At 72.4% G+C, this 26,264-nt stretch carries 21 protein-coding genes and 3 pseudogenes; 9 read left to right on the top strand and 15 right to left on the bottom strand.

Annotation, left to right across the window (positions count from 1 at the left end):
• Positions 1 to 87 precede the first annotated feature (87 nt).
• Positions 88 to 603 (top strand): hypothetical protein, encoded by a 516-nt coding sequence (locus AC0693_RS09605; RefSeq protein WP_478801398.1) that lies wholly within the window; start codon positions 88 to 90, stop codon positions 601 to 603.
• A 33-nt stretch (positions 604 to 636) separates the two neighbouring features.
• On the opposite strand, the gene AC0693_RS09600 is transcribed toward AC0693_RS09605, so the two are convergent.
• From AC0693_RS09600 to AC0693_RS09580, 5 genes are all read right to left on the bottom strand, one after another.
• Positions 637 to 1,047, bottom strand: a complete 411-nt coding sequence (locus AC0693_RS09600; protein ID WP_469334902.1) for a hypothetical protein — start codon at positions 1,045 to 1,047, stop codon at positions 637 to 639.
• 46 nt (positions 1,048 to 1,093) lie between these two features.
• On the bottom strand, positions 1,094 to 1,957 hold the full coding sequence (locus AC0693_RS09595) for an Fpg/Nei family DNA glycosylase (RefSeq protein WP_478737819.1): 864 nt from the start codon (positions 1,955 to 1,957) through the stop codon (positions 1,094 to 1,096).
• 20 nt (positions 1,958 to 1,977) lie between these two features.
• On the bottom strand, positions 1,978 to 3,228 hold the full coding sequence (locus tag AC0693_RS09590) for a hypothetical protein (RefSeq protein WP_478737821.1): 1,251 nt from the start codon (positions 3,226 to 3,228) through the stop codon (positions 1,978 to 1,980).
• Positions 3,229 to 3,437: 209 nt separating this feature from the next.
• The gene (locus tag AC0693_RS09585) at positions 3,438 to 5,498 is read right to left on the bottom strand and encodes a SpoIIE family protein phosphatase (RefSeq protein ID WP_468468567.1); all 2,061 of its coding nucleotides are present in this window, start codon (positions 5,496 to 5,498) and stop codon (positions 3,438 to 3,440) included.
• A 7-nt stretch (positions 5,499 to 5,505) separates the two neighbouring features.
• Positions 5,506 to 6,855 (bottom strand): DUF6777 domain-containing protein, encoded by a 1,350-nt coding sequence (locus AC0693_RS09580; protein ID WP_478801397.1) that lies wholly within the window; start codon positions 6,853 to 6,855, stop codon positions 5,506 to 5,508.
• Positions 6,856 to 7,075: 220 nt separating this feature from the next.
• On the opposite strand from AC0693_RS09580, the gene AC0693_RS09575 reads away from it, so the two are divergent.
• The 3 genes from AC0693_RS09575 to AC0693_RS09565 are packed head-to-tail and all read left to right on the top strand — an operon-like array spanning position 7,076 to position 9,941.
• A complete protein-coding gene (locus AC0693_RS09575) occupies positions 7,076 to 7,897 on the top strand; it encodes a YndJ family protein (protein WP_478801396.1) in 822 nt (273 codons plus the stop codon).
• The gene (locus tag AC0693_RS09570; RefSeq protein ID WP_478801395.1) at positions 7,894 to 8,457 is read left to right on the top strand and encodes a DUF1990 family protein; all 564 of its coding nucleotides are present in this window, start codon (positions 7,894 to 7,896) and stop codon (positions 8,455 to 8,457) included. Before AC0693_RS09575 ends, AC0693_RS09570 begins: the two co-directional genes overlap by 4 nt.
• Before the next feature lie 26 nt (positions 8,458 to 8,483).
• Positions 8,484 to 9,941: a lipase maturation factor family protein gene (locus AC0693_RS09565; RefSeq protein WP_478801394.1), complete on the top strand. Its 1,458-nt coding sequence runs from the start codon at positions 8,484 to 8,486 to the stop codon at positions 9,939 to 9,941.
• On the opposite strand, the gene AC0693_RS09560 is transcribed toward AC0693_RS09565, so the two are convergent.
• The 3 genes from AC0693_RS09560 to AC0693_RS09550 all read right to left on the bottom strand — a co-directional run bounded on the left by AC0693_RS09560 (position 9,930) and on the right by AC0693_RS09550 (position 13,140).
• Positions 9,930 to 10,913, bottom strand: coding sequence for an NAD-dependent epimerase/dehydratase family protein (locus tag AC0693_RS09560; protein WP_478801393.1), 984 nt, complete (start codon positions 10,911 to 10,913; stop codon positions 9,930 to 9,932). The two genes, AC0693_RS09565 and AC0693_RS09560, sit on opposite strands and share 12 nt — an antisense overlap.
• 257 nt (positions 10,914 to 11,170) lie before the next feature.
• Complete coding sequence (locus AC0693_RS09555) at positions 11,171 to 11,347, bottom strand: hypothetical protein (RefSeq protein WP_356415501.1); 177 nt, start codon at positions 11,345 to 11,347, stop codon at positions 11,171 to 11,173.
• A gap of 329 nt (positions 11,348 to 11,676) precedes the next feature.
• Entirely contained in the window at positions 11,677 to 13,140 is a 1,464-nt protein-coding gene (locus AC0693_RS09550; RefSeq protein WP_469315614.1) for an SDR family NAD(P)-dependent oxidoreductase, read from the bottom strand.
• Between the two features lie 138 nt (positions 13,141 to 13,278).
• On the opposite strand from AC0693_RS09550, the pseudogene AC0693_RS09545 reads away from it, so the two are divergent.
• Positions 13,279 to 14,223 (top strand): annotated as a pseudogene (locus tag AC0693_RS09545) (DMT family transporter); the annotation flags it as partial.
• Between the two features lie 81 nt (positions 14,224 to 14,304).
• Here AC0693_RS09545 and AC0693_RS09540 read toward each other — a convergent pair.
• Positions 14,305 to 15,579, bottom strand: coding sequence for a transglycosylase family protein (locus tag AC0693_RS09540; RefSeq protein ID WP_478801392.1), 1,275 nt, complete (start codon positions 15,577 to 15,579; stop codon positions 14,305 to 14,307).
• A gap of 88 nt (positions 15,580 to 15,667) precedes the next feature.
• Between AC0693_RS09540 and gndA the strand changes: the two are divergent.
• Positions 15,668 to 17,013, top strand: a pseudogene (gene gndA / locus AC0693_RS09535) (NADP-dependent phosphogluconate dehydrogenase).
• A gap of 398 nt (positions 17,014 to 17,411) precedes the next feature.
• Here gndA and AC0693_RS09530 read toward each other — a convergent pair.
• The 3 genes from AC0693_RS09530 to panD form a co-directional block, all read right to left on the bottom strand.
• Complete coding sequence (locus AC0693_RS09530) at positions 17,412 to 18,092, bottom strand: arylsulfatase (protein WP_469315612.1); 681 nt, start codon at positions 18,090 to 18,092, stop codon at positions 17,412 to 17,414.
• Positions 18,089 to 18,433, bottom strand: a complete 345-nt coding sequence (locus AC0693_RS09525) for a GNAT family N-acetyltransferase (protein WP_478801391.1) — start codon at positions 18,431 to 18,433, stop codon at positions 18,089 to 18,091. Before AC0693_RS09525 ends, AC0693_RS09530 begins: the two co-directional genes overlap by 4 nt.
• 80 nt (positions 18,434 to 18,513) lie before the next feature.
• Positions 18,514 to 18,933: an aspartate 1-decarboxylase gene (panD, locus tag AC0693_RS09520; protein WP_478801390.1), complete on the bottom strand. Its 420-nt coding sequence runs from the start codon at positions 18,931 to 18,933 to the stop codon at positions 18,514 to 18,516.
• Between the two features lie 579 nt (positions 18,934 to 19,512).
• On the opposite strand from panD, the pseudogene AC0693_RS09515 reads away from it, so the two are divergent.
• A pseudogene (locus AC0693_RS09515) lies at positions 19,513 to 19,823 on the top strand (hypothetical protein); the annotation flags it as partial.
• A gap of 375 nt (positions 19,824 to 20,198) precedes the next feature.
• Here the strand turns inward: AC0693_RS09515 and AC0693_RS09510 are convergent.
• From AC0693_RS09510 to AC0693_RS09500, 3 genes are all read right to left on the bottom strand, one after another.
• Positions 20,199 to 21,161 carry a winged helix-turn-helix transcriptional regulator gene (locus AC0693_RS09510; protein WP_356415484.1) on the bottom strand — a complete coding sequence of 321 codons (963 nt, stop codon included), beginning with the start codon at positions 21,159 to 21,161 and terminating at the stop codon, positions 20,199 to 20,201.
• A 603-nt stretch (positions 21,162 to 21,764) separates the two neighbouring features.
• The gene (locus AC0693_RS09505) at positions 21,765 to 22,304 is read right to left on the bottom strand and encodes a class I SAM-dependent methyltransferase (RefSeq protein ID WP_478801389.1); all 540 of its coding nucleotides are present in this window, start codon (positions 22,302 to 22,304) and stop codon (positions 21,765 to 21,767) included.
• 607 nt (positions 22,305 to 22,911) lie between these two features.
• Positions 22,912 to 23,121, bottom strand: a complete 210-nt coding sequence (locus tag AC0693_RS09500) for an MbtH family protein (RefSeq protein ID WP_351049409.1) — start codon at positions 23,119 to 23,121, stop codon at positions 22,912 to 22,914.
• Between the two features lie 294 nt (positions 23,122 to 23,415).
• Between AC0693_RS09500 and AC0693_RS09495 the strand changes: the two genes are divergently transcribed.
• Together AC0693_RS09495 and AC0693_RS09490 are read left to right on the top strand one after the other, a co-directional pair.
• On the top strand, positions 23,416 to 24,216 hold the full coding sequence (locus AC0693_RS09495; RefSeq protein ID WP_478801388.1) for an alpha/beta fold hydrolase: 801 nt from the start codon (positions 23,416 to 23,418) through the stop codon (positions 24,214 to 24,216).
• 75 nt (positions 24,217 to 24,291) lie between these two features.
• Entirely contained in the window at positions 24,292 to 26,175 is a 1,884-nt protein-coding gene (locus tag AC0693_RS09490; RefSeq protein ID WP_478801387.1) for an ABC transporter ATP-binding protein, read from the top strand.
• Positions 26,176 to 26,264 lie beyond the last annotated feature (89 nt).

Here is a 26,264-nt window from a genome sequence, read left to right as displayed (position 1 = left end):
TGAGTAAACATCGCCCGTCCTGCGAGCCGCGGAGGGAAGGCTCTGACCGACGGCGGGAAGCTCGACACGCGGGAGAAGGTGGAAACGGTGCAGCCCGAGGGTATGAACGGCACCAGTGACGGCGGGCTCGCGGTGCCCATGGCGTGGCTCTACGCCGAGTACATCGCGGACGAACTGCTGCGCACGGGGCGGCTGATCCCGGTCAGCACCCTGGAATTCCGGGCCGGGCGGGACACCCTGGCACTGACGATCTACCTGTCCGACGCCGCGGGCGAACTGTCCGGGATCCGGGTGGTCTCGCAGCTCGACGAGTGGCTGTCCCTGACGGCCTACGGCCACCCCTGGCGCGACTGGGTGCAGACCCGGTTCCTCCAGCTGGGCGAGGAGGCCCGGGAGCGCGGGGCGGGCGGCGATCCCGACCTCGAACTGGCGCGGGACGCGTGGAGCTGGCTGGAGCGGACGGAGCTGTTCGCCACCAATCTCGACCCCGGGCGCCACGGCCTGGAGGACCCCTCGCCGGGGCTCGACGAGAATGCCCGGGTGTGGACACCGGCGTGGCAACTGGGCCTGCCCCTGGGCCACTTGGCGATGCACCTGTTCTAGGACTGCCGGGGCCCCGGCTGGATCGGCGGGCGGCTAGGCCGGGGGTTCGCCGGGGGGCTCGGTGACCAGACCGGTGAAGTCGGCCTCGTTGCGCTCGGCGCGTACGACGTACCGGTGGGCGATCAGCCACATCACCGGGTACACCAGCACCCCGAGTCCCGCCCACACCAGCGGCCCCGAGGCGGTGTGCGGCAGGGAGAACAGCAGGGGCAGCGTCCCGACGAGCGCCAGCAGCGCGGTCAGCGCCGTCAGACCGGCCCGCAACTGGCTGCGCATCAGGGCCCTGACGTAGGTCGCTCCGAGCGAGGTCTGCTGGGAGATCTCCGAGCGCGCGGGGGTGTGCGCGGGCGGGCGGCCGCGGGCGCCGCGGGCCACCCCGGTGACGGTCTCCCGGCGCGATCCCGCGGGGGCCGGGGGCTGCCGGTGGCGGTCGTCGTCGGACATGGTGCGCCAGTGTAAGCGGGGCGCCGGCCACCGGGCGCGGGACGGGTCATTTCAGCAGGCGGGACAGGCGCCGGTCGGCGAGCGGCTTGCCGCCGGTCTGGCAGGTGGGGCAGTACTGGAGCGAGGAGTCGGCGAAGGACACCGAGCGGATCGTGTCCCCGCACACCGGGCAGGGCTCGCCGGTGCGGCCGTGCACCCGCAGCCCGCTCTTCTTCTCCGCCTTCAGGTTTCCGGCGGCCACGCCGTGCGTACGGTCGAGCGCCTCGCGCAGGGTGGCCCGGACCGCGTCGTAGAGGTGGGACACCTCGCCCTCGTCGAGCGAGGAGGCGAGTTTGAAGGGGGACATCCGGGCGTGGTGCAGGATCTCGTCGCTGTACGCGTTGCCGATCCCGGCCAGTACGCTCTGGTCGCGCAGGAACCCCTTGAGCCGGCGCCGCTCCCCCGTCAGGAGCGCCGCGAACTCCGCCCGCCCGAAGTCCTCGGCGAGCGGGTCGGGCCCGAGCCGGGCGATGCCCGGGACGTCCTGCGGGTCGTGGACGACGTACACCGCGAGTCGCTTCTGCGTCCCCGCCTCGGTGAGGTCGAATCCGCCGCCGTCCTCCAGGACGACGCGCAGGGCGAGCGGGCTCTTGCCGCCGGGCCTGGGGGGCTGGGCGGGGAAGGTGTCGTGCCAGCGCAGCCAGCCGGCCCGGGCGAGGTGGGTGACGAGGCACAGCGCGCCGATCCGCAGCGCGAGGAACTTGCCGTGGCGGGCGGTGGCTCCGGCGGGCTGCCCTTCGAGGGCGGTGAGCGGGGGATCGTAGGTCTTGAGCACGCTCACGTTGAGCGGGAGGACGCGCTCGACCACCCGCCCGGTCAGGTGTTCGTCGAGGAACTCCCTGAGGGCCTCGACCTCCGGCAGCTCCGGCATCCTCCCAGGGTGCCGCGTCCTCAGGCGAAGCGCGAGCCGGGCACCGGTCCGGGCGAGTCGAGGCGGTCGCGGGTGCCGCCGAGCCAGCCGGGGGCCACGGCCGCGGCGTAGGCCCGGAAGGCGGCGTCCGGATCGGCCGGGGTCTGCCCGTCGCCCTCGTCCGGGGCCGGGTCGGCCTCGATGACGGCGCGGGCGATGTCCTCCTCGGGGCGCCCGTCGGCGGGCCGGTCGCCGTGCGCCGCCCAGGGGGCGACGGCGTACTGGCACAGGAGCGCGCTGGAGTCGGCGCTGACCGCGGGCGGATCCGTCCAGCAGGTCAGGTGCTCGTGGAGGACCTGACCGGTGGCGCGGGTGCGCAGGGTGCGGACGAGGTCGGGGTCGCAGGCGTTCAGGTCGTGGGCGACGACGACCGTGTCGGTCCGCGCCGGGTCGTAGGGCACGGCCGGCAGTCCGAGCACCCCCGCCGCGGCCAGGCCGAGGATCCGGTCGGCGCGGCCGGGGAGCAGCGAGACGCTGGTGGGGCGCTGACCGGCGGCGGCGAGGGCGAGCGCGAGGCGGTCGAGGCCGCGCCGGGCCAGTGCATGGCTGTCGCCGAGGAAGGCGTAGCGGCCGGTCATCCCGGCGGCGTAGCCGTACGGGGAGAGGGTGCCCAGCAGGGAGCCGGTGAGCGCGAAGTGCCATCCGCGCAGGTCGCGGCCGTCGAAGGGGCCGGCTTCGCGGGCCAGTTCGGCGCGGCCCAGCATGCGGCGCTGGCGGCCGTGGGCGTCGATCCAGGCCTCGTCCTGCGGGGCGGGCAGCCGGATCGCGGCGGCCCGGGCGCCGTCGAAGTCCCCCGCGCAGAGCGTGTTGTGGACCAGCAGGTAGGTTTCGGGCCAGGCGGGCAGGCGGTCGCCGCGCGCGGCGAGCAGGGCGGCGGCCTCGGCGTGCCGGTGGCCGTCTTCGAGGGCGGAGACCAGTTCGGCGAGGAGCCTGCGGGAGTCGGGCGCCAGGGCGAGCGCGTGGCGCAGCGGGGCGACGGCGAGGAAGGACACGCCGCGTTCGACGCAGGCGTAGCCGAAGTCGTACAGCGCCTGGGGGTCGCGGGGTCTCCTGGCGGCGGTCTTCGCGGCCCGGGCGAGGTCGGCGAATCCGGCGGCGTCGGCGAGTTCCCGTGTCGCCTTGGCGAGTTCGGCCGGTGACGCGGTCTCGGCGTGGGGCCGCAGGGCGCGGACGGCTCCGGGCAGGTCTCCGGCCTTCAGCGACCGGCGGACGTCGTGCGTGGCGGTAGTCATCGCGTCGATCCTGCGGCACCGCCGCCGCGTGCCGCAACGGACTTTGGGCCCGACCGGGCCCGGCGGGTGTTCCGGTCGCCCTCCGCTCGGGTTCCGGTTCCGGTGGGCGCCCGCCGGACCGTCCGTGGCCGCGCGCAGGGCCCGTTCCCGTGCCGGTCCCTGGTCCCGGCCCCCCGGTCCGTCCCCCTGTCCGCCTTCCGTTCGGGCCGTCACCTCATGACGAACTCGCACCACACGCACTTGCCGCCGCCGCGGGATTCCACGCCCCACACGTCCGCCAGCCGGTCCACCAGCATCAGCCCGCGCCCCGAGACGCCGGAGTCGCCGGCGTCCCGGCGGCGCGGGAGGGCGCTGGAACGGTCCTCGACCTCGACGCGGATGCGGCGTTCGGGGCCCGTCAGGACGCGCAGGGTGACGATCGCCGGGCCGTCGGTGTGCATCAGGGCGTTCACGATCAGTTCGTCCGCGACGAGTTCGATCTCGTCGCCGCGGTCCCGGGCGCCCCAGGCCCGGACCGCCGCGCCGATCATGTGCCGGGCGGAGACGAGGGCTTCGGGGTCGCCGGGCGCCACGTGCTGCTGGAGGCGGCCGCCCGCCTGCGGGGCGTCCTCGGCGTGGCGGCGCAGCAGGAGCAGGGCGACGTCGTCCTCGCCGCGCTCGTCGGCGACCCCGACGAGCCGGTCCGCGAGCAGCTGGAGGTCGGCCGGGCCGGAGCGGACCATGGCGGTGAGGTGCCTGATTCCGTCGTCGAGGTCGGCTCCGGGCTGTTCGACCAGGCCGTCGGTGCACAGGAGAAGCGTTTCCCCCGGCGCCACTTCCACCGTGGTCACCGGATACTCCAGGCGGCCGAACTCGGCCGAGAGGCCGAGCGGCATGCCGCCCTCCACGGGGAGCCTGCGGCAGTCGCCGTCCGGTGAGCGCAACAGGGGGTCGAGGTGGCCCGCGCGGACCAGCTGGAACACCCCGGTCGCCAGGTCGGCTTCGACGTAGGTGCAGGTCGCGAAGCGGTCGGTGTCCAGTTCGTGGAGGAAGACGGAGGCGCGGGCCATGACCGTGGCGGGGGCGTGGCCTTCGGCGGCGTAGGCGCGGAGCACGATGCGCAGCTGGCCCATCACGGCCGCCGCGTGGGTGTCGTGTCCCTGGACGTCGCCGATGACGGCGCCGACCCGGCCGCCGGGCAGCGGGATGACGTCGTACCAGTCACCGCCGATGTCGCGGCCCATCCGGGCGGAGCGGTAGCGCACCGCGATCTCCGCGCCGGGCACGGCCGGGATCCGGCGCGGCAGCATGGCCTGCTGCAGTCCCTCGGCGAGGTCGTGCTCCTGCTCCAGGAGCATCGCGCGCTGGAGGCTCTGGGCGATGCTGCTGCCGAGGGCCACGAGCAGGTTCCGCTCGTCCTGGGTGAAGCCGTCCTTGTCCTGGTAGAGCAGTCCGATCGCGCCGATCGGGCGGGCCTGGGCGATCAGCGGCAGATAGGCGGCGGCGGAGATCCGCATGTACGAGATCTTCGACCACAGCCCGGGGTAGGCCTCGGCGAACTCCGCCTGCGAGTCGATGAACCGGGGCTGGAGCGAGCGGACCACCTCGCTCATCGGGTACTGCTCGTCCACGCGGGTATAGCGGGTGCCGGGGACGAAACTTCCCTCGGGCCCTTCCGCCACCAGGTGGATGCGGCCCGCTTCGACCAGCCCCATCACCATGCCCATGGTGCCGAGGCGCTCCAGGCCGTGCGCGTCGCTGAGCGCGTCGATGACGTCCCGCACGGTGCGCGCGTGGGCGAGGGCGGCGGTGGTGGCCTCGACCACAGAGGTCTGGCGGCGGCGTTCCTCGTCCAGGCCGAGGCGTTCGGCGGAGTGGCTCAGCTCCTCGGTCGCGTCCCGGACGATGCCGATGATGCGGAACGGGCGCCCGTCCCCGTCGCGCATCACCCGGCCCTGCGTGTGCGTCCAGCGCAGCCGGCCGTCGCGGCAGCGGATGCGGAAGTAGGCGCCGTAGCTGTCGACGCCGCTCTTGAGGGCGCTGGAGACGAGCGCGTCGAGGCGGGCGGCCTCGGTGGCCGGGACCCTGGGCGAGAGGGACTCCGGCCGATCGTCGTAGTCCTCGGGGAGGGTGTCGAAGACGTCGAGGGCGGGCGCGTCCATGTGCATGAGGCCGGTGACCAGGTCCCAGTCGAAGCTGCCCATCCGGTTCAGCGAGAGCGACCGGTCCGGGTGGGCGGGCCAGTCGTCCGGCAGCGATACGGTGCTCGGCACCGGTCCACCATGACACACGGGCGCGTCAGACGCTTTCGAGCGAGTACCCGGGGTCCGGCGTGAAGTGCCGGTCGGGGACGGCATAGGGGTCGGTGGGGTCGCCCGGGTCCACGGGGCCGTTCGGGTCGCCGGGCGCGTAGGGGTCGTACGGGCTCACGCTCGGCCCGTCGGGTGCGGGCGGCAGGTCCGGCGGGATCTCGGCCGGGGGCGGGTCGGAGCGGGGCGTCTCGGCGAGCGGCGGCCCGGTGGGCGGGAGCGGCTGATCGGGCCGGCCCGGGGGGTTCTGCGGGTTCGGCGGGTTCGGCCGGCTCGGGGTGTCCGGCGCGGTGTCCTGGGGCGGGGGCGGGGCCGGGGGCGTGGCCGTGGTGGTCCCGGACGGCGGGCAGTCGCCCGGGCCGGGCGGCGGCGGGACGGCTGCCTTGGGCGGTGTTGAGGGCGGCGCCGGGGGGCTGGTGCGGGCCGGGCTGCGGGGATCCGGGCTCGCGCAGGGCTGCGGCGGCGCGGAGGGGTCGGCCGGGCTCGTCGGATCGGCGGGCGCAATGCCGTCGGCCGGATCGTGCGGGGGCGGTACCCGGGGGGTCTTGTCCTGGGCGCCGTCGTCGCCGCTCTTGCGCTCGATCCAGGTGTTGTCGGCGATGTTCGCGATGACGAAGCTGTCGATGACCTGGACCGTCGGTTCGATGACGATGACCTGGTGGGGGTCGTAGCCGGTCCACTGGTCGCCCTTGAGGACCGGGGCGCCGTTCGCGGTGCGCGGGGACTGGAGCGGGTTCCCGCACGCGCAGCGGACCCGGGGCATGCCGTGGTCGTCGACGAGGACGGCGGTCCCGGCCTGGAGGACGGACTGGAAGCCGCTGGCCCGGCCGTCCTTGAAGCCGTGGCCGGTGACCCGGGTGTCGGCGCGCAGGACGAGGGGGGTCAGTCCGCGCAGGAATTCGGGGATCTTGGGCCGTTCGATGCCGGAGGCCTCGGCGAAGGCCTTCGCCTTGGCGTCGTCGGAGGTGAGGTAGCCGACCTGGCGTTCGACGTCGCAGCTGCCGAGCCGCTGGGTACCGCCGTAGAGGCCGGGGGTGGCGCCGCCGACGGTGCGGATGCCCTCCCCCGTCGCGTTGGGGACGGGCGGTTGCAGCGGTGCGGACTCCGCCGTCGCGGTGGAGGTGCTGAAGGGGTCGGGGCCCGCGGAGGCGACCGGCTGGAGCACGACGTCCTGACTCTCGGGGGCGGCCGCGGGCGCGGCCGCGCCGTCCGCGGGGCCGCCGCAGGCCGCGGCGAACAGCCCGAGGACGGCGAGGAGGGCGGCCCCCGGGGCGTGACGGCGGACCGGCCGGGGGGACGCCCGGCGCGGCGGGGGTTGCGGTACGTGCTGATCCGTCACGAGGTTCTCCCTGTCGGCCCCTGGTGCCCTGCTGCTCCCTCTTGTCTGCCGCATGTCCGGGGGTGTCGCAAGCGGAGCGTCACGGCGGGGCGGGGGCGGCGGTAGCGGCGGGGCGCGGCCGATCGGCCCCGGTCTTGAACATGTTCAAGAGAGCCCCTAGGCTCAGACCGTGAGTTGAACGCGTTCAAGCGTTCGGCCGTACGGGGGAGGGCTGTCCACGGTGACGACGCTGGTGAACCTCATCGTCACCGTGGGCATGCTCTGCGTACTGCCCGCCGGGCTGCGTCTGATCGACCCCGTCCGGCTGCGCACGACCGCCCGGTGGTGGCCCCTGCTGGCCGCCCCCGGAGCCGTGTGCCTGTGGCTGCCGCGCGGCGCCACCGCGGGCGCGCTCGCCGCCCTCTACGCGGCGGCCATCCTGGCACCGGCGCTGCACGCACCGGCCCGGCTGCTGCGCACCCGTTCGCTCGACCCGCCCGAGATCGCGGTGCTCACCGCCCTGGTCACGCCCACCGTCGCCGGGGCGGCGCTGGTCGCCGAGCGGAGCGGGCACCGGCTCTTCGGCTTCCACCTGGAGATCCTGGCCCTGACGGTCCCGCACTTCCACTTCGCCGGATTCACCGCCGCCCTGATCGCCGGTCTGGTGTGCCGGGCCGCCGGGCCGGGGCCGTGGGCGCGCTGGGCCGCGTACAGCGTCCCGGGCGGGACCCTGCTGGTGCTCGCCGGCTACTTCGTCGACGACTGGGCGGAGCTCGCGGGGGCCCTCGTCCTCACCTCGGGGATGTGGGCGGTGGCCCTGCTGACCTGGCGCGAGATCCGGCCCGGGGCGCGCGAGCGGGGCACCCGGGCGCTGCTCGCCGGTTCGGCCGCCGTACTGGCCGTCACGATGCTGCTCGCCCTGTGGTGGGCGCTGGGCGAGGCGAGCGGCCTCCCGCATCCCACCCTGACCTGGATGGCCGCGACCCACGGCCTCGGAAACGCCCTCGGCTTCGCACTGTGTTCGGTGCTGGCCTGGCGACGCCTGGAGGAGACCGCGTCATGACCCGCATCATCAGTGAGGGCGCCCGCCGGTCGCGCGACGCCGCCGGCCGGCCGGGCCGGCTCAGCTATCCGGACCGCGGGGCGACCCGGCTGCGGCCGCTGCCCCGCGGCTACCACCACCTGGAGCACCGGGTCCGGGTCGGTCACGGCCGCGCCGCCTTCGAGGCGGCCGGCGCCGCCGTCACCACCTTCGCCCTGCACCGCGCCACGGGGATGCGGGTCCGGGCCGAGCACGGCGCCGTCCGGCCCGGGACCCGCGTCGTGGTCGGCATCGGCCTCGGGCCGCTGCGCATCGACGCGCCGTGCGAGGTGATCTGGACCGCGTACGAACCGGGCCGTGCGGGCTTCGCCTACGGGACCCTCGACGGGCACCCCGAGTCCGGCGAGGAGTCGTTCCTGGTGGAGCTGGCCGAGGACGGTTCGGTCTGGTTCTCGGTCACCGCCTTCAGCCGCCCGGCCGCCTGGTACACCCACCTCGCGGGCCCACTGGTCCCGGCGCTGCAGCTCGGCTGCGCCCGGCTGCTGGGCCGCACCCTGCGCACCCTGGTGGCGCGCGGCTGATCCGGGGGCGCCCGATACTGGAGGCGATGGACTGGTTCACGGCGCCCGGCTACTGGCTCGGCCGGCTGGTCTTCCAGCGGGCCCTGGCGGTGGTCTACGTCATGGCCTTCGCCGGGGCCGCCCTCCAGTTCCGGGCCCTGATCGGCGCCCACGGCATGCTTCCCGTCCCGCGGCACCTACGCCGCGTGCCCTTCCGCGCGGCGCCCAGCCTGTTCCACCTGCGCTACTCCGACCGGCTCTTCGCCTGCTGCGCCTGGGGCGGGGCGCTGGTCGCTACGGCGCTCGCCGCGGGGGCGGGGGACGCCGTACCGCTCGGCGCGGCGATGGGGATGTGGGCGCTGCTGTGGGTCCTCTACCTGTCCATCGTGAACGTGGGGCAGACCTGGTACTCCTTCGGCTGGGAGTCGCTGCTGCTGGAGGCGGGCTTCCTCGCGGTGTTCCTGGGCAATGCCCGGGCGGGGCCGCCGGTGCTCGTGCTGTGGCTGCTGCGCTGGGTGGTCTTCCGGGTGGAGTTCGGGGCCGGGCTGATCAAGATGCGCGGCGATCCGTGCTGGCGCCGGCTGACCTGCCTGTACTTCCATCACGAGACGCAGCCGATGCCGGGCCCGCTGAGCTGGTTCTTCCACCGGCTGCCGCGGCCGGTGCACCGGGTGGAGTGCGCCGCGAACCACGTCACCCAGCTGCTGGTGCCGATCCTGCTCTTCACCCCGCAGCCGGTGGCGTCCGTGGCCGCCGGGATGATCGCGGGGACCCAGCTGTGGCTGGTCCTGTCGGGGAACTTCGCCTGGCTGAACTGGCTGACGATCGCGCTCGCGCTGAGCGCCGTGGACTTCACCGGCATCGCGGGGCCGCCGCCCGCCGCCGCGGCGCGCACCGGCCCGCTCTGGTACGTGGTGCTGGTGTGCGCGCTCACCGCGCTGGTGCTGCTGCTCAGCAGGCACCCCGTACGGAACATGCTGTCCCGGCGGCAGGTGATGAACCGCTCCTTCGACGCGCTGCACCTGGTGAACACCTACGGGGCGTTCGGGACCGTCGGGCGGATCCGGGACGAGGTGGTGGTGGAGGGCACGGCGGATCCGGCGCCGCACCCGGACGGGGCGTGGCGGGAGTACGGCTTCAAGGGCAAGCCGGGGCGGCCGGACCGGATGCCGCGCCAGTTCGCCCCGTACCACCTGCGCCTCGACTGGCTGATGTGGTTCGCGGCGCTCTCGCCCGGCTACGCCCGCGACTGGTTCGGGCCCTTCGTGGAACGGCTGCTGGCGGGTGACCGGGACACCCTGCGCCTCCTCGCCCACAATCCGTTCCCGGACGCCCCGCCGCGCTACGTGCGGGCCCGCCTGTACCGCTACCGGTTCACCACCTGGCGGGAACTGCGCGCGACGGGCGACTGGTGGACGCGCCGCCTGGTGCGGGAGTACCTGCCGCCCACCCGGCTGGCCGGCTCCGGTCCGGGGACGCGCGCGGAGCGCGGGTCAGGCAAGTAGGGCCGCCTCCTGCTCCGCGGTGATGCCGGGGGCGTTCCGGTCGGCGCGCTGCGGGGCCGCGCCGCCGAGACCCTGGAGCCAGCTCCAGGTGTCGGCCACGGTCTCCTCCACCGGACGGCACACGAGTCCGGTGGCCAGCGCCCGGGAGACGTCGCCGCCGAAGAGGTAATCGTGCAGCTCGCCCTGCGGAAGCCAGATGGGCAGCTCGGTCCACGGCTGCACCCCGGCGTCCGCTATCCGTTCCGGGGCGGTCCAGCGCAGTTCCGCGCGGCCCCCGGTCGTGGCGGCGACGGCGTCGAGGAGGGAGCCCATCGTGGCGTGCCCGAGCGGCGAGGCGAGGTTGTACGCTCCCCCGCGGCCGTCCCGGGCCGCGTCCAGCGTCCAGCGCGCGAGGTCGCGCACGTCGACATACTGGAGCCGCAGTCCGCGCGGACCGGGCGCGGCCATCGGGCCGCCGCGGGCGGCGCGGTTCAGCCACCAGGGCAGCCGCCCGACGTTCTCGTAGGGCCCGATGATCAGTCCGGCGCGCACCAGCAGGGCGTGTTCCGTACCGAAGGCGTCGAGGGCGGCCAGCTCGCCGCCGCGCTTGTCCTGGGCGTAGGCGACGAGCTGCGCGTCCGGTGAGCCCTCGACGACCGGGGCGTCCTCGCCGAGGCCGGGGGGCGAGGGATAGGCGTAGACCGAACGGCTGGATATGTACGTGTAGTGCCGGACCCGGCCGTGCAGCAGCCGGGCCGTGTCGTGGACGGCGATGGGCGCCCCGCCCCAGGTGTCGACGACGAGGTCCCACTCCCCCGCCGCGAGGGCCTCGAGCCCGCCGGGCCCGGTGCGGTCTCCGTGCAGCGAGGCGGCTCCGGGCGGCGCGGCGTGCCGTCCCCGGTGGAAGACGGTGACGTCCCAGCCCCGGTCCAGGGCGTCCTCGGTGATCGCCCGGCCCACGAATTCGGTCCCGCCCAGCATCAGCAGTTTCATACCGGTCAGCCTGCCCGGCGGACCGGTACCCGGTAACCGTTGATCGCCCACAGCGATGACGCTGTCGGCGTAGGGGGGTCCGGGAACACGGGCGGGGCACCGGACGATCGGTTCGCGGGCCGGGGGTCCCGCGTCGGGGGCTCACGCATCAGCGGCCCACGCGTCGACGGCTCACCCACCATCGGCCCACGCGGCGCGGCCACGCACCGCGCCCCCGCCGCCGGGTGGGCGCGGGGGCGCGGTACGAGCCGGGTACCTCAGTCGATTCCGGGCAGGATGTGCGGTTCCGCCAGGTCCTCTTCGTATCCGGCGAGCCGGATCGGTGCGGACCGGGCCCACACTTCCAGGCTTCCCAGCTCGTCCGAGCGGGTGCGGGAACGGTAGTCGGTCCGCTCCAGCAGTCCCTGGTCACGCTTGGTCAGTTCTGGTGTCACCGCGCACTCCTTCGTGTCGCGTAACCCGGCGGGCGTACCGCTGCCGGGCAGGGAAAAGGACATCCGGACGCGGTGGCGCCGTGGTTCTCGATACGGAGCGTGGCCTTGGTGAGGCCGTCCGTGTCCTCAGGGTACACATATGAGCGGGGCCCCGCTCGATGGAAAGGTAAAATCCGCTGTGTACCCCTTGTTTTCTCCCGGCGTTACCGGCCGCGCAACCCAGTGTGTCCAGAGCTGGTGGAGGACCGCACGAGTGCGCCCCGGCCCCCTGGGGAGGGGACCGGGGCGCATGGCCGTCCGCCGCGCGGCGGGAGCGGGAGGGACGGGGATTACCAGTTGCCGGGCGCGTAGTCCTTGAGGAATACGCCGAACAGGTCCTCGCCGGCCTCGCCGCGGACGATCGGGTCGTAGACCCGGGCCGCGCCGTCGACCAGGTCGAGCGGGGCGTGGAAGCCCTCCTCCGCGAGCCGGACCTTGTCCGGGTGCGGGCGCTCGTCGGTGATCCAGCCGGTGTCGACGGCGGTCATGAGGATCTGGTCCGTCTGGAACATCTCCTGGGCGCTGGTGCGCGTCAGCATGTTCAGCGCGGCCTTCGCCATGTTGGTGTGCGGGTGTCCGGCGCCCTTGTAGCCGCGGCCGAAGACGCCTTCCATCGCGGAGACGTTGACGACGTAGCGGCGCTCGGCGGCGGCCGCGGCCATCGCCGGGCGGAGCTTGCTGATCAGGATGAACGGCGCGGTGGAGTTGCACAGCTGGACTTCGAGCAGCTCGATCGGGTCGACCTCGGACACCGTCTGGATCCAGCTGTTGGTGTGGTGCAGGTCCGGAACCAGGCCGCCCGCGTCGATGGCGGTACCGGCGGCGATCCGCTCCAGGGACGCCGAACCGGAGACCAGGGCCAGCTCGGTGACGTCCTGGGCGCTGAGCTTCTCGCCCTTGCCGGTGGGCAGCGCCGCGACCCGGTCGACGGTGCCGCTGCCGAAGGTGCCGATGACCTCGGAGGCGGGCAGTTCGCCAGCGGGCAGCGGGGCGTTCTCCGCGGCGACCAGTTCGCTGTACGCGCCCGGGGAGCGGCGTACGGTCTGGGCCGCGTTGTTGATCAGGATGTCGAGCGGGCCCTCGGCGGCGACCGAGTCGGCCAACGCGACGACCTGCGCGGGGTCGCGCAGGTCGATGCCGACGATCTTCAGGCGGTGCAGCCACTCGTGGCTGTCCGGCATCGCCTTGAACCGGCGGACCGCGTCGTTCGGGAAGCGGGTCGTGATGGTGGTGTGGGCGCCGTCGCGCAGCAGCCGCAGCGCGATGTACATACCGATCTTGGCGCGGCCGCCGGTGAGCAGGGCGCGGCGGCCGGTGAGGTCGGTCCGGGCATCGCGGCGCGCCCGGTTGAAGGCGGCGCAGTCCTGGCAGAGCTGGTGGTAGAAGGCGTCGACCTCGACGTAGCGCGTCTTGCAGACGTAGCAGGAGCGCGGGCGCTGGAGTATGCCGGCGACCGGGCCCTTGGTGGCGGTGCTCAGGGCGTTGCCCTGGGTCTCGTCGTCGATGCGGTCGGCGGAGCCGGTCGCGGTCGCCTCGGTGACGGCCTTGTCGTTGGCGGTCTTGGCGGCGCGGCGGTCCTGGCGGCGGCGCTGCTTGACCGTGCGGTAGATGCCGGCGGTCGCGCGGCGTACGGTGACGGCGTCGGGGTGGTCGACGTCGAGCTTGTCCAGCTCGTCGAGCACGGCCAGGCAGACGGCCAGGCGCTCGGGGTCGATGCCCGGGCCGTACGTCTGGATGTCTTCGGTCACCGTCATGGCCGTTGCCGTTCCTCGATCAACTCGTCCGCGTCCGCGTGTCGCGAACTCCCCAAAAGAAGAACTGTACGGATCCGACGCGCCCGGAACCAAACCCGCTCGCGGCCGCCTCACGGGCAGCGGCCGGATCATCACGTTATGTACGCGGGGGACCTGTTGCAGGCGCCGTTCTGCGGGGTGGCGAAGGGGCCCGGAGCAACCCCCGGGCTACATCTTCGCTCGACGTGTACTACTCAAGGAGTACAGGCGATCACCACCTGTGGGACGAGGAATACTCGAGCCGGACCGGGCATTGTGGCCCACATGAGTGCCCTAGCCCTGTCAGTCCTCCTCTGCCTGATCTCCGCGCTCGCCTACGCGGGTGGCGCGATCGTGCAGGAGCGAGTGGCGGAAAGCAGCCCCGGGCGGCCGTACGCGCCGCTGGCCCGGGGCGGCTGGTGGCTGGCCGTGGCGCTCAACGGACTCGGCGCACTGCTGCACGTGGTGGCCCTCGCCTACGGCCCGCTCAGCCTGGTCCAGCCGCTCGGCGCGCTCACGATCGTCTTCGCCCTGCCGATGGCCGCCGTCCTCATCGGCCGCCGGGCGGGCACGGCCGCCTGGCGCGGAGCGGTGCTGGCCACGGTGGGTCTGGCCGGCCTGCTGGCCCTCACGGGGGGCGACGCGCGCGCCGAGGAGACCCTGTCGGGCGGTGAGCGCACCCTGCTGCTCGCCGTGACGGCCGGGCTCTCGGCGGTCCTGTTCCTCGCCGCCCGGCGGGTCCGGCGTGCGGTGCTGCGCAGCGTGCTGCTGGCGACGGCCGCCGGCAGCGCCTTCGGGATGGGCTCGGTGTTCACGAAGTCCGTGGCGGAAGGTTTCGAGCGGGGCGCCGTCTTCGGCCAGGCTCCGCAGCTGGCCTCGATCGCCGCGCTCGCGGCGGCCGGGCTGGTGCTGTCCCAGGCGGCCTACCGGGGCGCCGGGCTGACCGCGCCGCTGGCCACGGTGACCGTGGTCAATCCGGTCGTCGCGGCGAGCGTCGGCATCTCGCTCTTCGGCGAGGGCTTCCGCTACGGCGCGCTCGGCACGCTGGGCGCGCTGGTGAGCGCCGCGGTCGCGGCGGCCGGCCTGATCCTGCTCACGGCCGTACCGCCGCACACCCGGGTGTCAGCCGCCCCGGCCGCGGCTCCCTCAGATGCCGACTCCGTGGCCGCGGAGGTACTTGAGGGGATCGATGTCGGTGCCGTACCCGGGCCCCGTCCGGATCTCGAAGTGCAGGTGCGGTCCGGTGGTGTTGCCGGTCGAGCCGGAACGGCCGATCCGCGTTCCCCCGCTCACCTGCTGACCGGCTTTGACGCCGAGGGCCGACAGGTGCGCGTACTGCGAGTACCGGCCGTCGGTGTGCCGGATCACGACCTGGTAGCCGTAGGCGCCGGCCCAGCCCGCCGACACGACCTCGCCGGGAGCGACGGCCTTGACGGAGGTCCCGGTCGCCACCGGGAAGTCGACGCCCGTGTGGTAGCCGCTGGACCATGAGGAACCGGCCACGCGGTACGCGGTGCCCATGGCCGCGTCGACGGGCGCGCTGAAGCCGCCCCGGGCGGGGGCGGGCTTGGCCGCCGCCGGTTCGACGGGCTTGACGGGGTCCGCGGTGCGCGGCGGCTTGTCGGGCGAGGGCGTCGGCTTGGGTGTCGGCGTGGGCGCGGGCGCCGGGGTGTCCCTGGGCGGCGGCGTGACCGGCGGCTTCGGGGTGACCGGCGGCCTCGGGGTGACCGGCGCGGCCGTGACGCGCAGGGTGAGCCGCTGGCCCGGGAAGATCAGATCCGGGTCGGCGCCGACGGTGGCCCGGTTGGTCTCGTAGAGCGCCTGCCAGCCGCCTTCGACGTGCTGGCCCCGCGCGATCTCCGAGAGCGAGTCGCCCGGGGCGACGACGTACGGATTGGGCAGGACGGTCGTACCCGTCGGGGTGGGCGCGGCGGACCGGACCTGCTGGGGCTGGGGCTGCGGCTGCGGCTTGACGGCCTGCTGCGGCTTCACCGCTTCCGGTGCGGCGGTCCGCGCCTTCGGAGCCACGGCGGGTTTCACGCCGCCCCGGCTGAGCCCCGCCTCCTTGGAGCAGACCGGCCAGGCCTGCGGCCCCTGCGAGCCCAGCACCTTCTCGGCGACCGCGATCTGCTGGTCCCTGGTCGCCAGGTCGGCGCGGGCGGCGTAGGCCGTGCCGCCGAAGGCGCGCCAGGTGCTCTGGCTGAACTGGAGCCCGCCGTAGTAGCCGTTGCCGGTGTTGATGTGCCAGTTGTTCGTCGACTCGCAGGCCGCGACCTTGTTCCACGTGTCGACGGTGGCGGCGTGGGCGGCCCCGGCGCCGATGAAGGGCAGCGCGATTCCGGCGCCGCCCGCGGTCACCACCAGCGAAGCCCGGTTGATGGTGCTTGGCTGGTACCGGCGGTGCCGGCCCCGTACGCCCATGGGAGCCCCCTTGCAGACATCAGGAACCGCACAACCTAACGTCGCGACGAGGCCCTGACAAGTGGCGCAACACGGCGCACGGCAAGGGGTGTTGAGCGCTCCGGGCGTGGGCTTGATCCATCGGCGGGCCGCCCGGGGCAGCGTCGCCTTCATCGCCGCCGAGTCGGCGAAGGAGTTCGTCGACGCGCTCGAACGCCCCCGGCGCCTCGTCATCATGGTGAAGGCCGGCGAACCCACCGGCGCCGTGATCCGCGAGTTCGCCCCGCTGCTCGAAGGGGGCGACGTGATCATCGACGGCGGGAACGCGCACTTCGAGGACACCCGGCGCCGCGAACGCGAGCTGCACGAGCGGGGCATCCACTTCGTGGGCGTCGGCATCCCCGGCGGCGAGGAGGGGGCGCTGCTCGGCCCCAGCATCATGCCCGCAGGATCGCCCGAGTCGTGGGCGTCGCTCGGCCCGATGCTGGAGAAGATCTCCGCCAAGGCCGCCGACGGCACGCCGTGCACCTCGCACGTGGGCCCGGACGGCGCCGGCCACTTCGTGAAGATGGTGCACAACGGCATCGAGTACGCCGCCATGCAGCTGATCGCGGAGGCCTACCACCTGCTCCGCGAGGTCGCGGGGTACGCGCCCGCCCGGATCGCCGAGACCTTCCGCGCGCGGAACCGCGGGCGGCTGGACTCCTACCTGATCGAGATCACGGCGGAGGTGCTGGCGCACACGGACGCGGCGACCGGTCGCCCGTTCGTCGACGTGGTGGCCGACGCGGCCGAGCAGAAGGGCACCGGCCGCTGGACCGTGCAGATCGCCCTGGACCTGGGGGTTCCCGTGTCCGGGATCGCCGAGGCCGTCTTCGCGCGCGCCGTCTCCGGCCACGCGGAACTGCGCGCCGCCTCCCGGACGCTGGGCGGGCCCTCGGCGTCGCCGCTGCCGCAAGCGGAGGCCGACGCCTTCGCCGCCCAGGTGGCGCAGGCGCTGTACGCGTCCAAGATCGTCTCGTACACCCAGGGCTTCCACCAGATCCAGGCCGGCAGCGCGGAGTACGGCTGGGCCGTGGGCCCCGGCGCGGTGGCTTCGCTGTGGCGCGGCGGCTGCATCATCCGGGCCGCGTTCCTGGACCGGATCCGGGCCGCGTACGACGCCCGGCCGGACCTGCCGAGCCTGCCGGCCGACGAGCGGTTCGCCGAGGAGATCGGTGCGGCGCAGGACGACTGGCGCGGCGTCCTGGCCACCGCCGTCCGCCAGGGCGTTCAGGTCCCGGCCTTCGCGGCCTCGCTGGCGTACTACGACGCGCTGCGCGCGGACCGGCTCCCGGCGGCGCTGACCCAGGGCCGGCGGGACTACTTCGGGGCGCACACCTACCGGCGCACCGACCGGGGGGCTCGTTCCACACCCTCTGGAGCGGTGACCGCTCCGAGGTCCGGACCGACTGAGGGGCAGTGGCCGGGCCCGGCTCCTCGCGTGGTCGTCCTTCGCCTGCGGCTTCGCTCAGCTGAGGGGGCCGGGCTGCGGGAGGGGTGCGGGCCCCGGCGGCGGCGGGATCGGGTCCGGTTCCGGGACGGGGCCGGGCACGGGCGGCGCGGGCGGGGGAACCGGCTGCGGTCGGGGCGTGCCGGGGTCGGGCCGGCCGGGGTCCGGCCAGGGGCTGGGGAACGGATCCGGTACGCCCGGATCCGGTACTCCGGGCTCCGGTACGGGCTCCACCCCGGAGGGCGCGTCCGGCACGGGGTCCGGCTCGGGCACGGGCGCGGGGTCGGGCTCCGGCACCGGTCCGGGGGGCTGGTTCTCTGCGTATCGCACCATAAGCCCCACCTTCCCGCGATCCGGGACGCTACGCCCGCCGGAGCGCGCCGACCGCCGCCGCGAGCCCGGCCGAGGGACTGGTCAGCAGCGGTACCTGCGTCGTGACGCGGTCCACCGCCCCCGCCATCGACACCTGGGCCAGTACGATCACGTCCGCGCCGGTCACCGCGTCCGCCGCCGCGGCCACCAGGGCCAGGCAGCCCTCGGCGTCGCCCGCCTCGAACCGCTCCCACGCGCCCGGCACCACCCGCGGCCGCGGGGACAGGGCCGCCGCGCTCCCGGGGCGCTCCCGGTCCAGGGCGGCGGCCTCCTCCCGGAGCAGGGCCAGCGTCGGGGCGAGCGTGCTCTCCACGGTGGCGAGGACCGCGACGCGGGGGCCCGTACGGACGGCGGCCGCGGCCATCGGCCGGTCGACCCGCAGCACCGGGCGGCCCAGGGCGGGACCGAGGCCCTCCGCGACCGCGCCGATCGTCGAGCAGGTGCACAGCACCGGCCCGTCCCCGCCCCCCGCCGCGGCGAGCAGGGAGCGGACCTCGTCGGCCACCGCCGCCGGACCGGCCGCGCGGGCGCGGTCCAGCAGGGCGGGCTCGACCAGGTGCCGCAGTACGGTCCCGGGGTGGTGCCGGTCGCGCAGCGCGTCGAAGACGGGGACGTGCACCGGGGAGGTGTGCAGCAGGGTCAGCCCGCCGGGAGCACGGCCGCCGCTCACGGGGCGGAGTCGGCGTCCAGTTGCCGCTCCGCCGCCGCCACGACCTCCGCCGCCGGCTGGGGCGCCTCATCGGGGTGACGCGCGGCCCACTTCGCCGCGTACGGGCAGAACGGCACCACGGCGACCCCCTCGGCGGCCGCCATGCCGTAGAAGGCGCGGACGAGGTCCCCCGCGATCCCCCGGCCCTCGTGGCCCGGCTCGACCACGGTGTGCACGGCGACGAGGGCGCCCGCACCCGGCCCGGACGCGAGCACGAAGTAGGCGATCACACCGACCCGCTCCGCCCCCTCGAAGGCCCGCAGCCGCCCGGCCGCCCGGTCGTCCTTGATCTCGATCGCCATGCGGGCCGTCCTCACTTGCTCTTCGGGGTCATCTGTCGTCATCACGGTCCACGCGCGGCCCTCGGGCCGCCGCCGCGGGGTCAGATCGCGACCGCGTGCGGGCTGCGCCGCTGGTCCGTTCCCGGGACCGGGGCGGAGGGGTCCGCGCCGAGTTTGACGATCCGGTTGTCCGCGTCGACGTGCACCACCCGCGGGACGAACGTCCGCGCCTCGGCGTCCTCGAACTGCCCGTAGCTGATCAGGATGACCAGGTCACCGGGGTGCACCAGATGGGCGGCGGCCCCGTTGATCCCGATCACCCCGGAACCGCGCTCGCCCTCGATGACGTACGTCTCCAGCCGGGCGCCGTTGTCGATGTCGACGATGTGCACCAGCTCCCCGGGCAGCAGATCCGCCGCGTCGAGAAGATCGGCGTCGATGGTCACGGACCCGACGTAGTGCAGATCGGCCTGTGTGACGGTGGCCCGGTGGATCTTGGACTTGAACATTGTACGCATCATCGAGGTACCCCTGGATCTAGGCTCCCTGCCTGCGTTTTTGCAGGTCAAGGGCAGTTTCCCTACCTTACAACGAGTCGCATGTTCGGTCGGCTTTCCCCATGTTTTTCAGGACTGATGCTGACCAATTGCTGACTTTTCCGACTCACCGTCAGCTAACTTCGGAGGGGTTGAGGAGCCTTACCCACTCCCCCGCCGCGACGACGACGTCAGCCTACGCAACGACCCTCGGCAGCCACTAGCTAGGAGCCGAACGGGCGGTACTCGGTGCGGGGGCAGCGAGGGAACGTCTTCCGGCGTGCAGGACGAGGTAAGGGGACGTCACGGTGTCGCACCGGATGCGCCGCCGAGCGGCGGAGCCCGGCGAGGCGCAGCGTCGATTCTCCGAGCTGTCGACGCGGCTGCAGGGCCAGGTCCCCCCGGGCAGTGAGATGGCCGTCTGCGCCGACTGCCGCGCGTCCCGGGACTTGGCTCGTCCTCCCCACCCACGACCAGATCCGGCTGCGCTGCCGGACCGGTCACCCAGCAGCAGGAGATGCGCCTCGACACCGCCTGGTACAACCGGAGCGCCGGGCCGGGCCCGAGGCGAAGGCCACCTTCACCTACGCCGGCAGCAACAACTCGGAGGTCTCCGACGAGCTGTACAGCGACAGCGCGAACACGCCGTCCGACGGCATCGGCCGGATCTTCGACGCCGTGACCGGCTGTCCCACCTGTCAGCTCGGGGACGAGCAGTGGAGTCAACTACTGACGTTCTCCGCTGGCGGGCGAAGCACCTGGTGAAGCAGACCGCGGTCCGCGACGGCAGTCTGCTGCTGCTCGTCTCGGGCTCCCCGGCCCCCGTCGACCGTCACCTTGAGAAGGCTCTCGCCAAGGCGGAAAAAGTCGGCTGACCGGCCTGGAGATGCTGCTGTCCCCGACCGTCGCGGTCGAGGGCAGCAGCGCGTTGGCGCACGAGCGTTCCGTGCCTGCGCAGGAGCCGCTCCTGGGTGGCCTCGGGCCGTACCTGCCGAGGACCGGTGCGGTCGAGCTGAGGGCGGTGGCGAAGGCCGCACGAGATCGTGCGGGACGCTGGCGCCGAAGGACACCGCCCACAGGCATCGAACTTACCGCAGGACCCCACCTCGATTTACCGGCCGCGAACCGCTCCGCCACATCTGGCGGAAGACGAATGCGAGGGTCCGGCCCCGCCCGCCGGCGCGGGGACCTCGGGCACGTCGTGAGCGAGTCGGCATCGAGGGGGCTGCCGACAGCCCCTTCGCTCGAAACTATCCGCTTGCTGCGCCCTGGCTTATGGCACGGGCACGCTCGTCCAGTTCTCGGGCGAAGCCGAGCCAGGTCTCTGCATACTGGCGCGCTAGAGCGACGACCAGATCGCCGCAGTGGGAAGGCACCACATCGGCCAGCTTGGCCCACCCCTCATCCCCGATCGCATTCCGCTGTAGCAGCCTCAGCAACTGCCGCCCTTCCTCCTTGTAGCGAAGGGATGGATCCAGCAGCAACCGGTCGACCAGGGAGCCGGGATCCGTCGCGGGCAGCCGGGATGCCGGTGCAGCGCGGCGCTGCACCGGCACCACGGCGCAGCTGTCCTGATCTCCGGTGGACACGTCGCCGGGCTTCTCGGGCACAGGCAGTTCGCCGACCTGGAGCCGCTTTCGGACGTCACTCACGGTGGCCGGGGAGATGCCGGCCAACCGTGCGATCTCGCGCAACGAAGCGTCAGGGTTCTCAGCGATGAGCTCCGCGGCTCTCCTGCGCCCCTCGACACTGTTCAGCGGTCTGACTTTCCCGTCCAGCCCGACCCTGGCGTTCAGCTCCGGTGTGCCGTCGCCCGAACGCCGACGGATCGCCGCAACCGCCCGGGCACCCAGCCCCGAGGCCCTCGCGATCGCCCGGTCCGACATCTGCGAATGTGACGCGATGATCCGCCCGGCCGCAGCCACCCGGTCCGATCGCGAAAGCGGCAGACCATGTGTCACATTTGCTTCTACAGCCCGAAGGAAGGCTTCTTCGGCAGTCCCGTCGAAAAACTCGACATTAATCGTTTCGTGACCCTTGAGGAAGGCGGCCACCAGACGGTGCATTCCGTCAATTACCTGAAGTGTGCGCCGATCGACCAGAATGGGGGGAAGTAACCCCTCAAATTCCACCAACCGCGCGACGTGATCCGCATCCTGCCCTTCGGAACGCGGCGATTCGCCCGGGAGCAGCGATGCTATCGGGAACGCCACGACTTCCCGGACGGAAGGTTCGCTGGGTGCAGTTACTCCGACTGGGTTAACAGCATGCCCATCCCGCACCAAACCAAGTGGACTGACATCTTGACGATTCAAACTCATCCCCCGTTGGATGTAAGAATCTATATTTCCCGAGAATCATAAGATCAAAAGGACTCGCGGGTTGATATGATCATACGAAGTCGACCGATGTGTGCGGCCAGGCCGATAGAGGGCATGCCAAAGGCCCCCCTCTCTCATTGACCCCGCACGACCTCCAACCCCGAGCGTCACACCTGCAACAGCACGTCTCATACTGGCTGTTGGAGCAGGAGCTGTCGAGCGACGCGTTCAAGTCTGGCCGAAATCGAGTCGATCTTGAGGGGTGACGCCCCGCAGACACAGACCATCGCCACTGCCGCCCGTGTTCAACTGCTGCGCTACGCCGTTTGAACCTTCCGCCAACTCAGTCGGGTGGGCGGTTCCTCACGTACGCGCAGGTCCGGCTCAACTCGGCAGGTTCGCGCCATAGTGCCGGTGCCGCGCACATGCAGGGTCGCCAGCCGGCCGTCAAAACTCCGGGCGTCTCTACGTTCGCTCTCAGGGCGGCGTCCCGATTTAACTCCGCGGCAAGGGCCTGGCGGTGAACAAATGGAATCGAGGGCCTTCGGTCACGTGGGTAACAGGCTCCCAGCCGTTCTTCTGCCAACGGTACATGCTGTAACCAAGACTGACGGTGAGGCTACGGATCAGGCTGCCTCGGGCAGCGTCACACCTCACGAAATGAGCGTCGTCTATTTCCAGCAGGATCGAGGGGCGATCGCGCAGCAGGGTATGGAAAGCCCCGACGAGCGCGGCCTCGAGGTCCTCCGAGCCGAGCTTTATGAAGTTGACCTTTGTCAGCCCCACCTGCCGGCACAGGTTGTCGATGGTGCCGGGCCGCTGCCGCCCGTCTCCGGAAACCATGGCGTGCAGGGTGACGTTGCCGCAACCGAGCAAGATCGTCCCAAGGGCCAGCCGGCCGATCGGTCGGAGCCGTCGCTCGATGCTGTGGACCTGTCCGGTCGGCCCTGCGAGCACGGCCAGGGCCCGGGTGTACCGACCGTGCTTGGCGCGGACATCCAGACAAACGTCACCCGAACCCACCAGTCCGGACAAGCCGACCAACTCCTGTACCGCCCATAGCCCCCCCAGACAGGAAGCCCACCGCAGAGCGGCTGCCGCAGATCTGAGGCGAATGCCAGGCCGTCGGCCGTTGTCTTCGTCGGGACGGTTCTGCCTGCCCGGGTGCGGCGAGCTGTGACCCATCGACCACCTTCCGAAAATGCGCTGCTCCGGTATGACGGCCGCGGTGATCGAAGGTGCCCCGCGGCAGACTGATGCGCGCACGAGCCTAGGGGCCATGACTACGGCGGCGCATCAGCCCACGGGTGACATCGGATGGCCTCCGGGCGTACCTCTTTGTCATCCTGAGGTGTACTCATGAACGAGGAGCGCAGCACGTGTCAGGTGGTGTCGTGGCTGGTCAACCGCTGGCCATGCGCCTGATGTGCCTCGGATCGGTGCGGTGACGTGGTGGCATTTCCGTGGTGGCCCGGCTCGGCTCGAGGATGCCCACCCTGCGGCCTGGTCGCAAGGTGCGCGGAGGACCGCAGCCGAAGCGTCCCCGCCGACGGCGGGAGTGGGCAACTCCACTGTCTGAAGGCGAAACCACGCGCAGCCGACACGCCCTTGCGGCGGTCGGCTGCGCGCGCTGCGGAAGCGCCTACTTTTCCATCGCCGCTATCAGGCTCTTGGGGCGCATGTCGGTCCACGACTTCTCGATGTAGTCGAGGCAGTCCTGGCGCGCGGCCTCGCCGAACACCGACTGCCAGCCCTCGGGCACGTCGACGAAGACCGGCCAGAGGGAGTGCTGGCCCTCGTCGTTGACCAGGACCAGGTAGTTGGCGTCGGGGTCGTCGAACGGATTCGTCACCACGTCGTCCTTTCTCGGGGGCATGATGTGGACCGCTCGGCCCAACCGGACCCACTATGGCCCAGGCCTCTGCGGACAAGTCAACCACCGGCCAGGAGTGCTGGCTTCTCCGCGTTCAACTGTGCCGACGCGTCAGTTGGACAGCCTGTTCCGCGCGCCACCGACTCCTTGATCAGCGTGCCGCGACGGTGCGAAGGTGAGGCTCGGGTAGTGCCGTATCTCGGCCGGAACACCCCCCTCCTTCCAGCATCGGGAGACACCCTTGTCCACGACGACCGTCAGCGAGGGTGCGCCATGCCCTTCGTGAAGACCAACGGAATCCAGCTGTCCTACCAACGCGCCGGCCGCGGCCAGCCGGTACTGCTCATCATGGGATCGGGCGCGGCGGGCCATGTCTGGACCCTGCACCAGACGCCCGCGCTCCATCAGGCCGGGTACGAGACGATCGTGTTCGACAACCGGGGCATCGCGCCCTCGGACGCGCCCCCCGGCAAGTACTCGCTCGATGACATGGTGGCGGACACCCGAGGTCTGATCGAGGTGCTGGGCATCGGCCCGTGTCACGTCGTAGGGACCTCCATGGGCGCCATGGTTGCGCAGGAGCTGGCTCTTGAGGCGCCCCACCTGGTGCGGTCTGCGGTATTGATCGCCACCCGGGCGCGCTCGGATCTGGCCCGACGGGCGTTGTGGACGGCGGACCGGGCACTTCGGGACAGTGGCGTCGTGCTGCCCGCCAAGTACGCGGCCATCCGCCAGGTGCTCGAAATGCTGTCGCCCGCGACCCTGAACGACGATGGCGCCATTTCGACCTGGCTGGAGATCTTCGAGCTGACCGGTGGCGGCGCGGACGCGGACGGGCAGAGCTGGGTGGACCGGACCGGGGACCGCCGCGAGGCGCTGGGCCGGATGACGGTGCCGTGCCACGCCATCGGTTTCACCGATGACCTGATCTGTCCGCCCCACCTGGTTGCCGAGGTCGCCCATGCCATCCCGGACTGCGATTTCGTGGAAATCCCCCACTGCGGCCACCTCGGAAACCTGGAGCGTCCGGACGCGGTCAACACCGCGATCATCGAGTTTCTCGACAAGAACTGACGGACCACCACGAGAGCGAGGCAGGTTTCCATGGCGCCAAAAGGCGGCCCGCCGCTGAGGCCATCCAGGCTGCGGATGGAGAACAACGGGATCACCAACCAGCGGGTCAAGCCGGGTACGGTGCGGCGGATCCTGCCGTACGCCCTGCGCTACCCCTGGCATCTGACCCTGCTGCTGCTGACCACGATCGCCGACGCGGTGGCCACGGCGGCCAGTCCCCTGATCCTGAAGCTGATCATCGATGACGGCATCATGCCCGGACGCACCGGTGTCGTCGTGGGCCTGTGCGGGGTCGTGGCCGGGATAGCCGTGCTCAACGGGGGCGGCCTCTACGTCCAGGCCTGGTGCTCCGGCCGGATCGGCGAGGGCTTGGTCTTCGACCTGCGCACGAAGGTGTTCGCGCACGTACAGAACCAACCGCTGGCCTTCTTCACCCGTGCTCAGACGGGTTCCCTGGTCAGCAGGCTCAACGCTGACGTGGTGGGGGCCCGCCAAGCCCTGACCACCCTGCTCACCACAGCGGTGTCCACCGTCTTCACGCTGATCCTGATTCTCGCTGCGATGTTCTACCTCTCCTGGCAGGTGACCCTCGGCGCGCTGCTGATGATTCCGCTCTTCCTGCTGCCAGTGCGCCTGATCGCCGGCCGTCTGCAGCGGCTCACCCGGCAGACGATGAACCTGGACGCCGAGATGAGCTCCATGATGAACGAGCGGTTCAACGTCTCGGGCGCGATGCTCGTGAAGCTCTACGGCCGTGCCTCGCACGAGTCCAGCCTGTTCGCGAGCAAGGCAGGCCGGGTCCGCGACGTCGTTGTCATGCAGGTCGTCTACAGTCGGATCCTCTTCCTCATCACCTCCTTGCTCACCGCGCTCACCACCGCCCTCGTCTACGGTCTCGGCGGCAGCCTGACCATCGACGGCACCCTGCAGATCGGCACCCTGGTGGCCATGGTCACCCTGCTGATGCAGCTCTACGGGCCGATCAACCAGCTGTCGACACTTCAGGTGAACGCGATGACCGCGCTGGTCAGCTTCGACCGGGTATTCGAGGTGCTCGACCTGGAGCCGCTCATCAAGGAGCGGCCCGGGGCCCTGGAGCTGCCCCCGGCGGGGGACGGGGCCGAGGCACCGGCCGTCGAGTTCGAGCGGGTCTCCTTCCGCTATCCGAAGGCCGACGAGGTATCGCTCGCCTCGCTGGAGAGCATCGCGCACCGGCTGCCCGAGCGCGCGGACGAGACGTGGACGCTGGAGGCTCTGAGCTTCACCGCCCCGGCCGGTAAGCTGACCGCCCTGGTCGGCCCGTCCGGCGCCGGCAAGACCACCATCACCCAGCTGGTGCCCCGGCTCTACGACGCCAATGAGGGCACCGTACGAATCGGTGGTCACGACCTGCGAGATGTGACCCTGCAGTCGCTGCGCGACACCGTCGGCGTCGTCACCCAGGACGCGCACCTGTTCCATGACACGCTCCGCGCGAACCTGGAGTACGCGCGTCCCGGGGCGAGCGAACAGGAGCTGATCGAGGCCTGCCGGGCGGCGATGATCTGGGACTCGATCAGCAGCCTTCCGGACGGTCTTGACACCGTGGTCGGCGACCGCGGCTACCGGCTCTCCGGCGGTGAGAAGCAACGGATCGCCCTGGCCCGGCTGCTGCTCAAGGCCCCACCGGTCGTGGTCCTCGACGAGGCCACCGCACACCTGGACTCGGAGTCCGAGGCGGCCATTCAAGAGGCCCTGAAGTCCGCGCTGGCCGGGCGCACCTCGCTGGTGATCGCCCACCGACTGTCCACCATCCGCGAGGCCGATCAGATCCTGGTGGTGGAGGCCGGCCGGATCCGCGAGAGCGGGACCCACGAGGAACTGCTGGCCCTGGGGGGTCTGTACTCAGACCTCTACCATACGCAGTTCGCCGACCAGCGCCCCGCAGACGAAACCGAACTGGTCACGGAACTGCGCTGAGCAGGGCGGGTCACCACCCGCGCGAACGCCGGGAGGCCGACTTCCAGTCGACTTCCCGGCGTTCGGTCCGGCCGCGACACTTCCCTGGC

The organism is Streptomyces sp. NPDC043876 (assembly GCF_056435825.1).
Note: the sequence above shows the minus strand (reverse complement) of the source record. Positions and strands in the feature narration are given on the sequence as shown.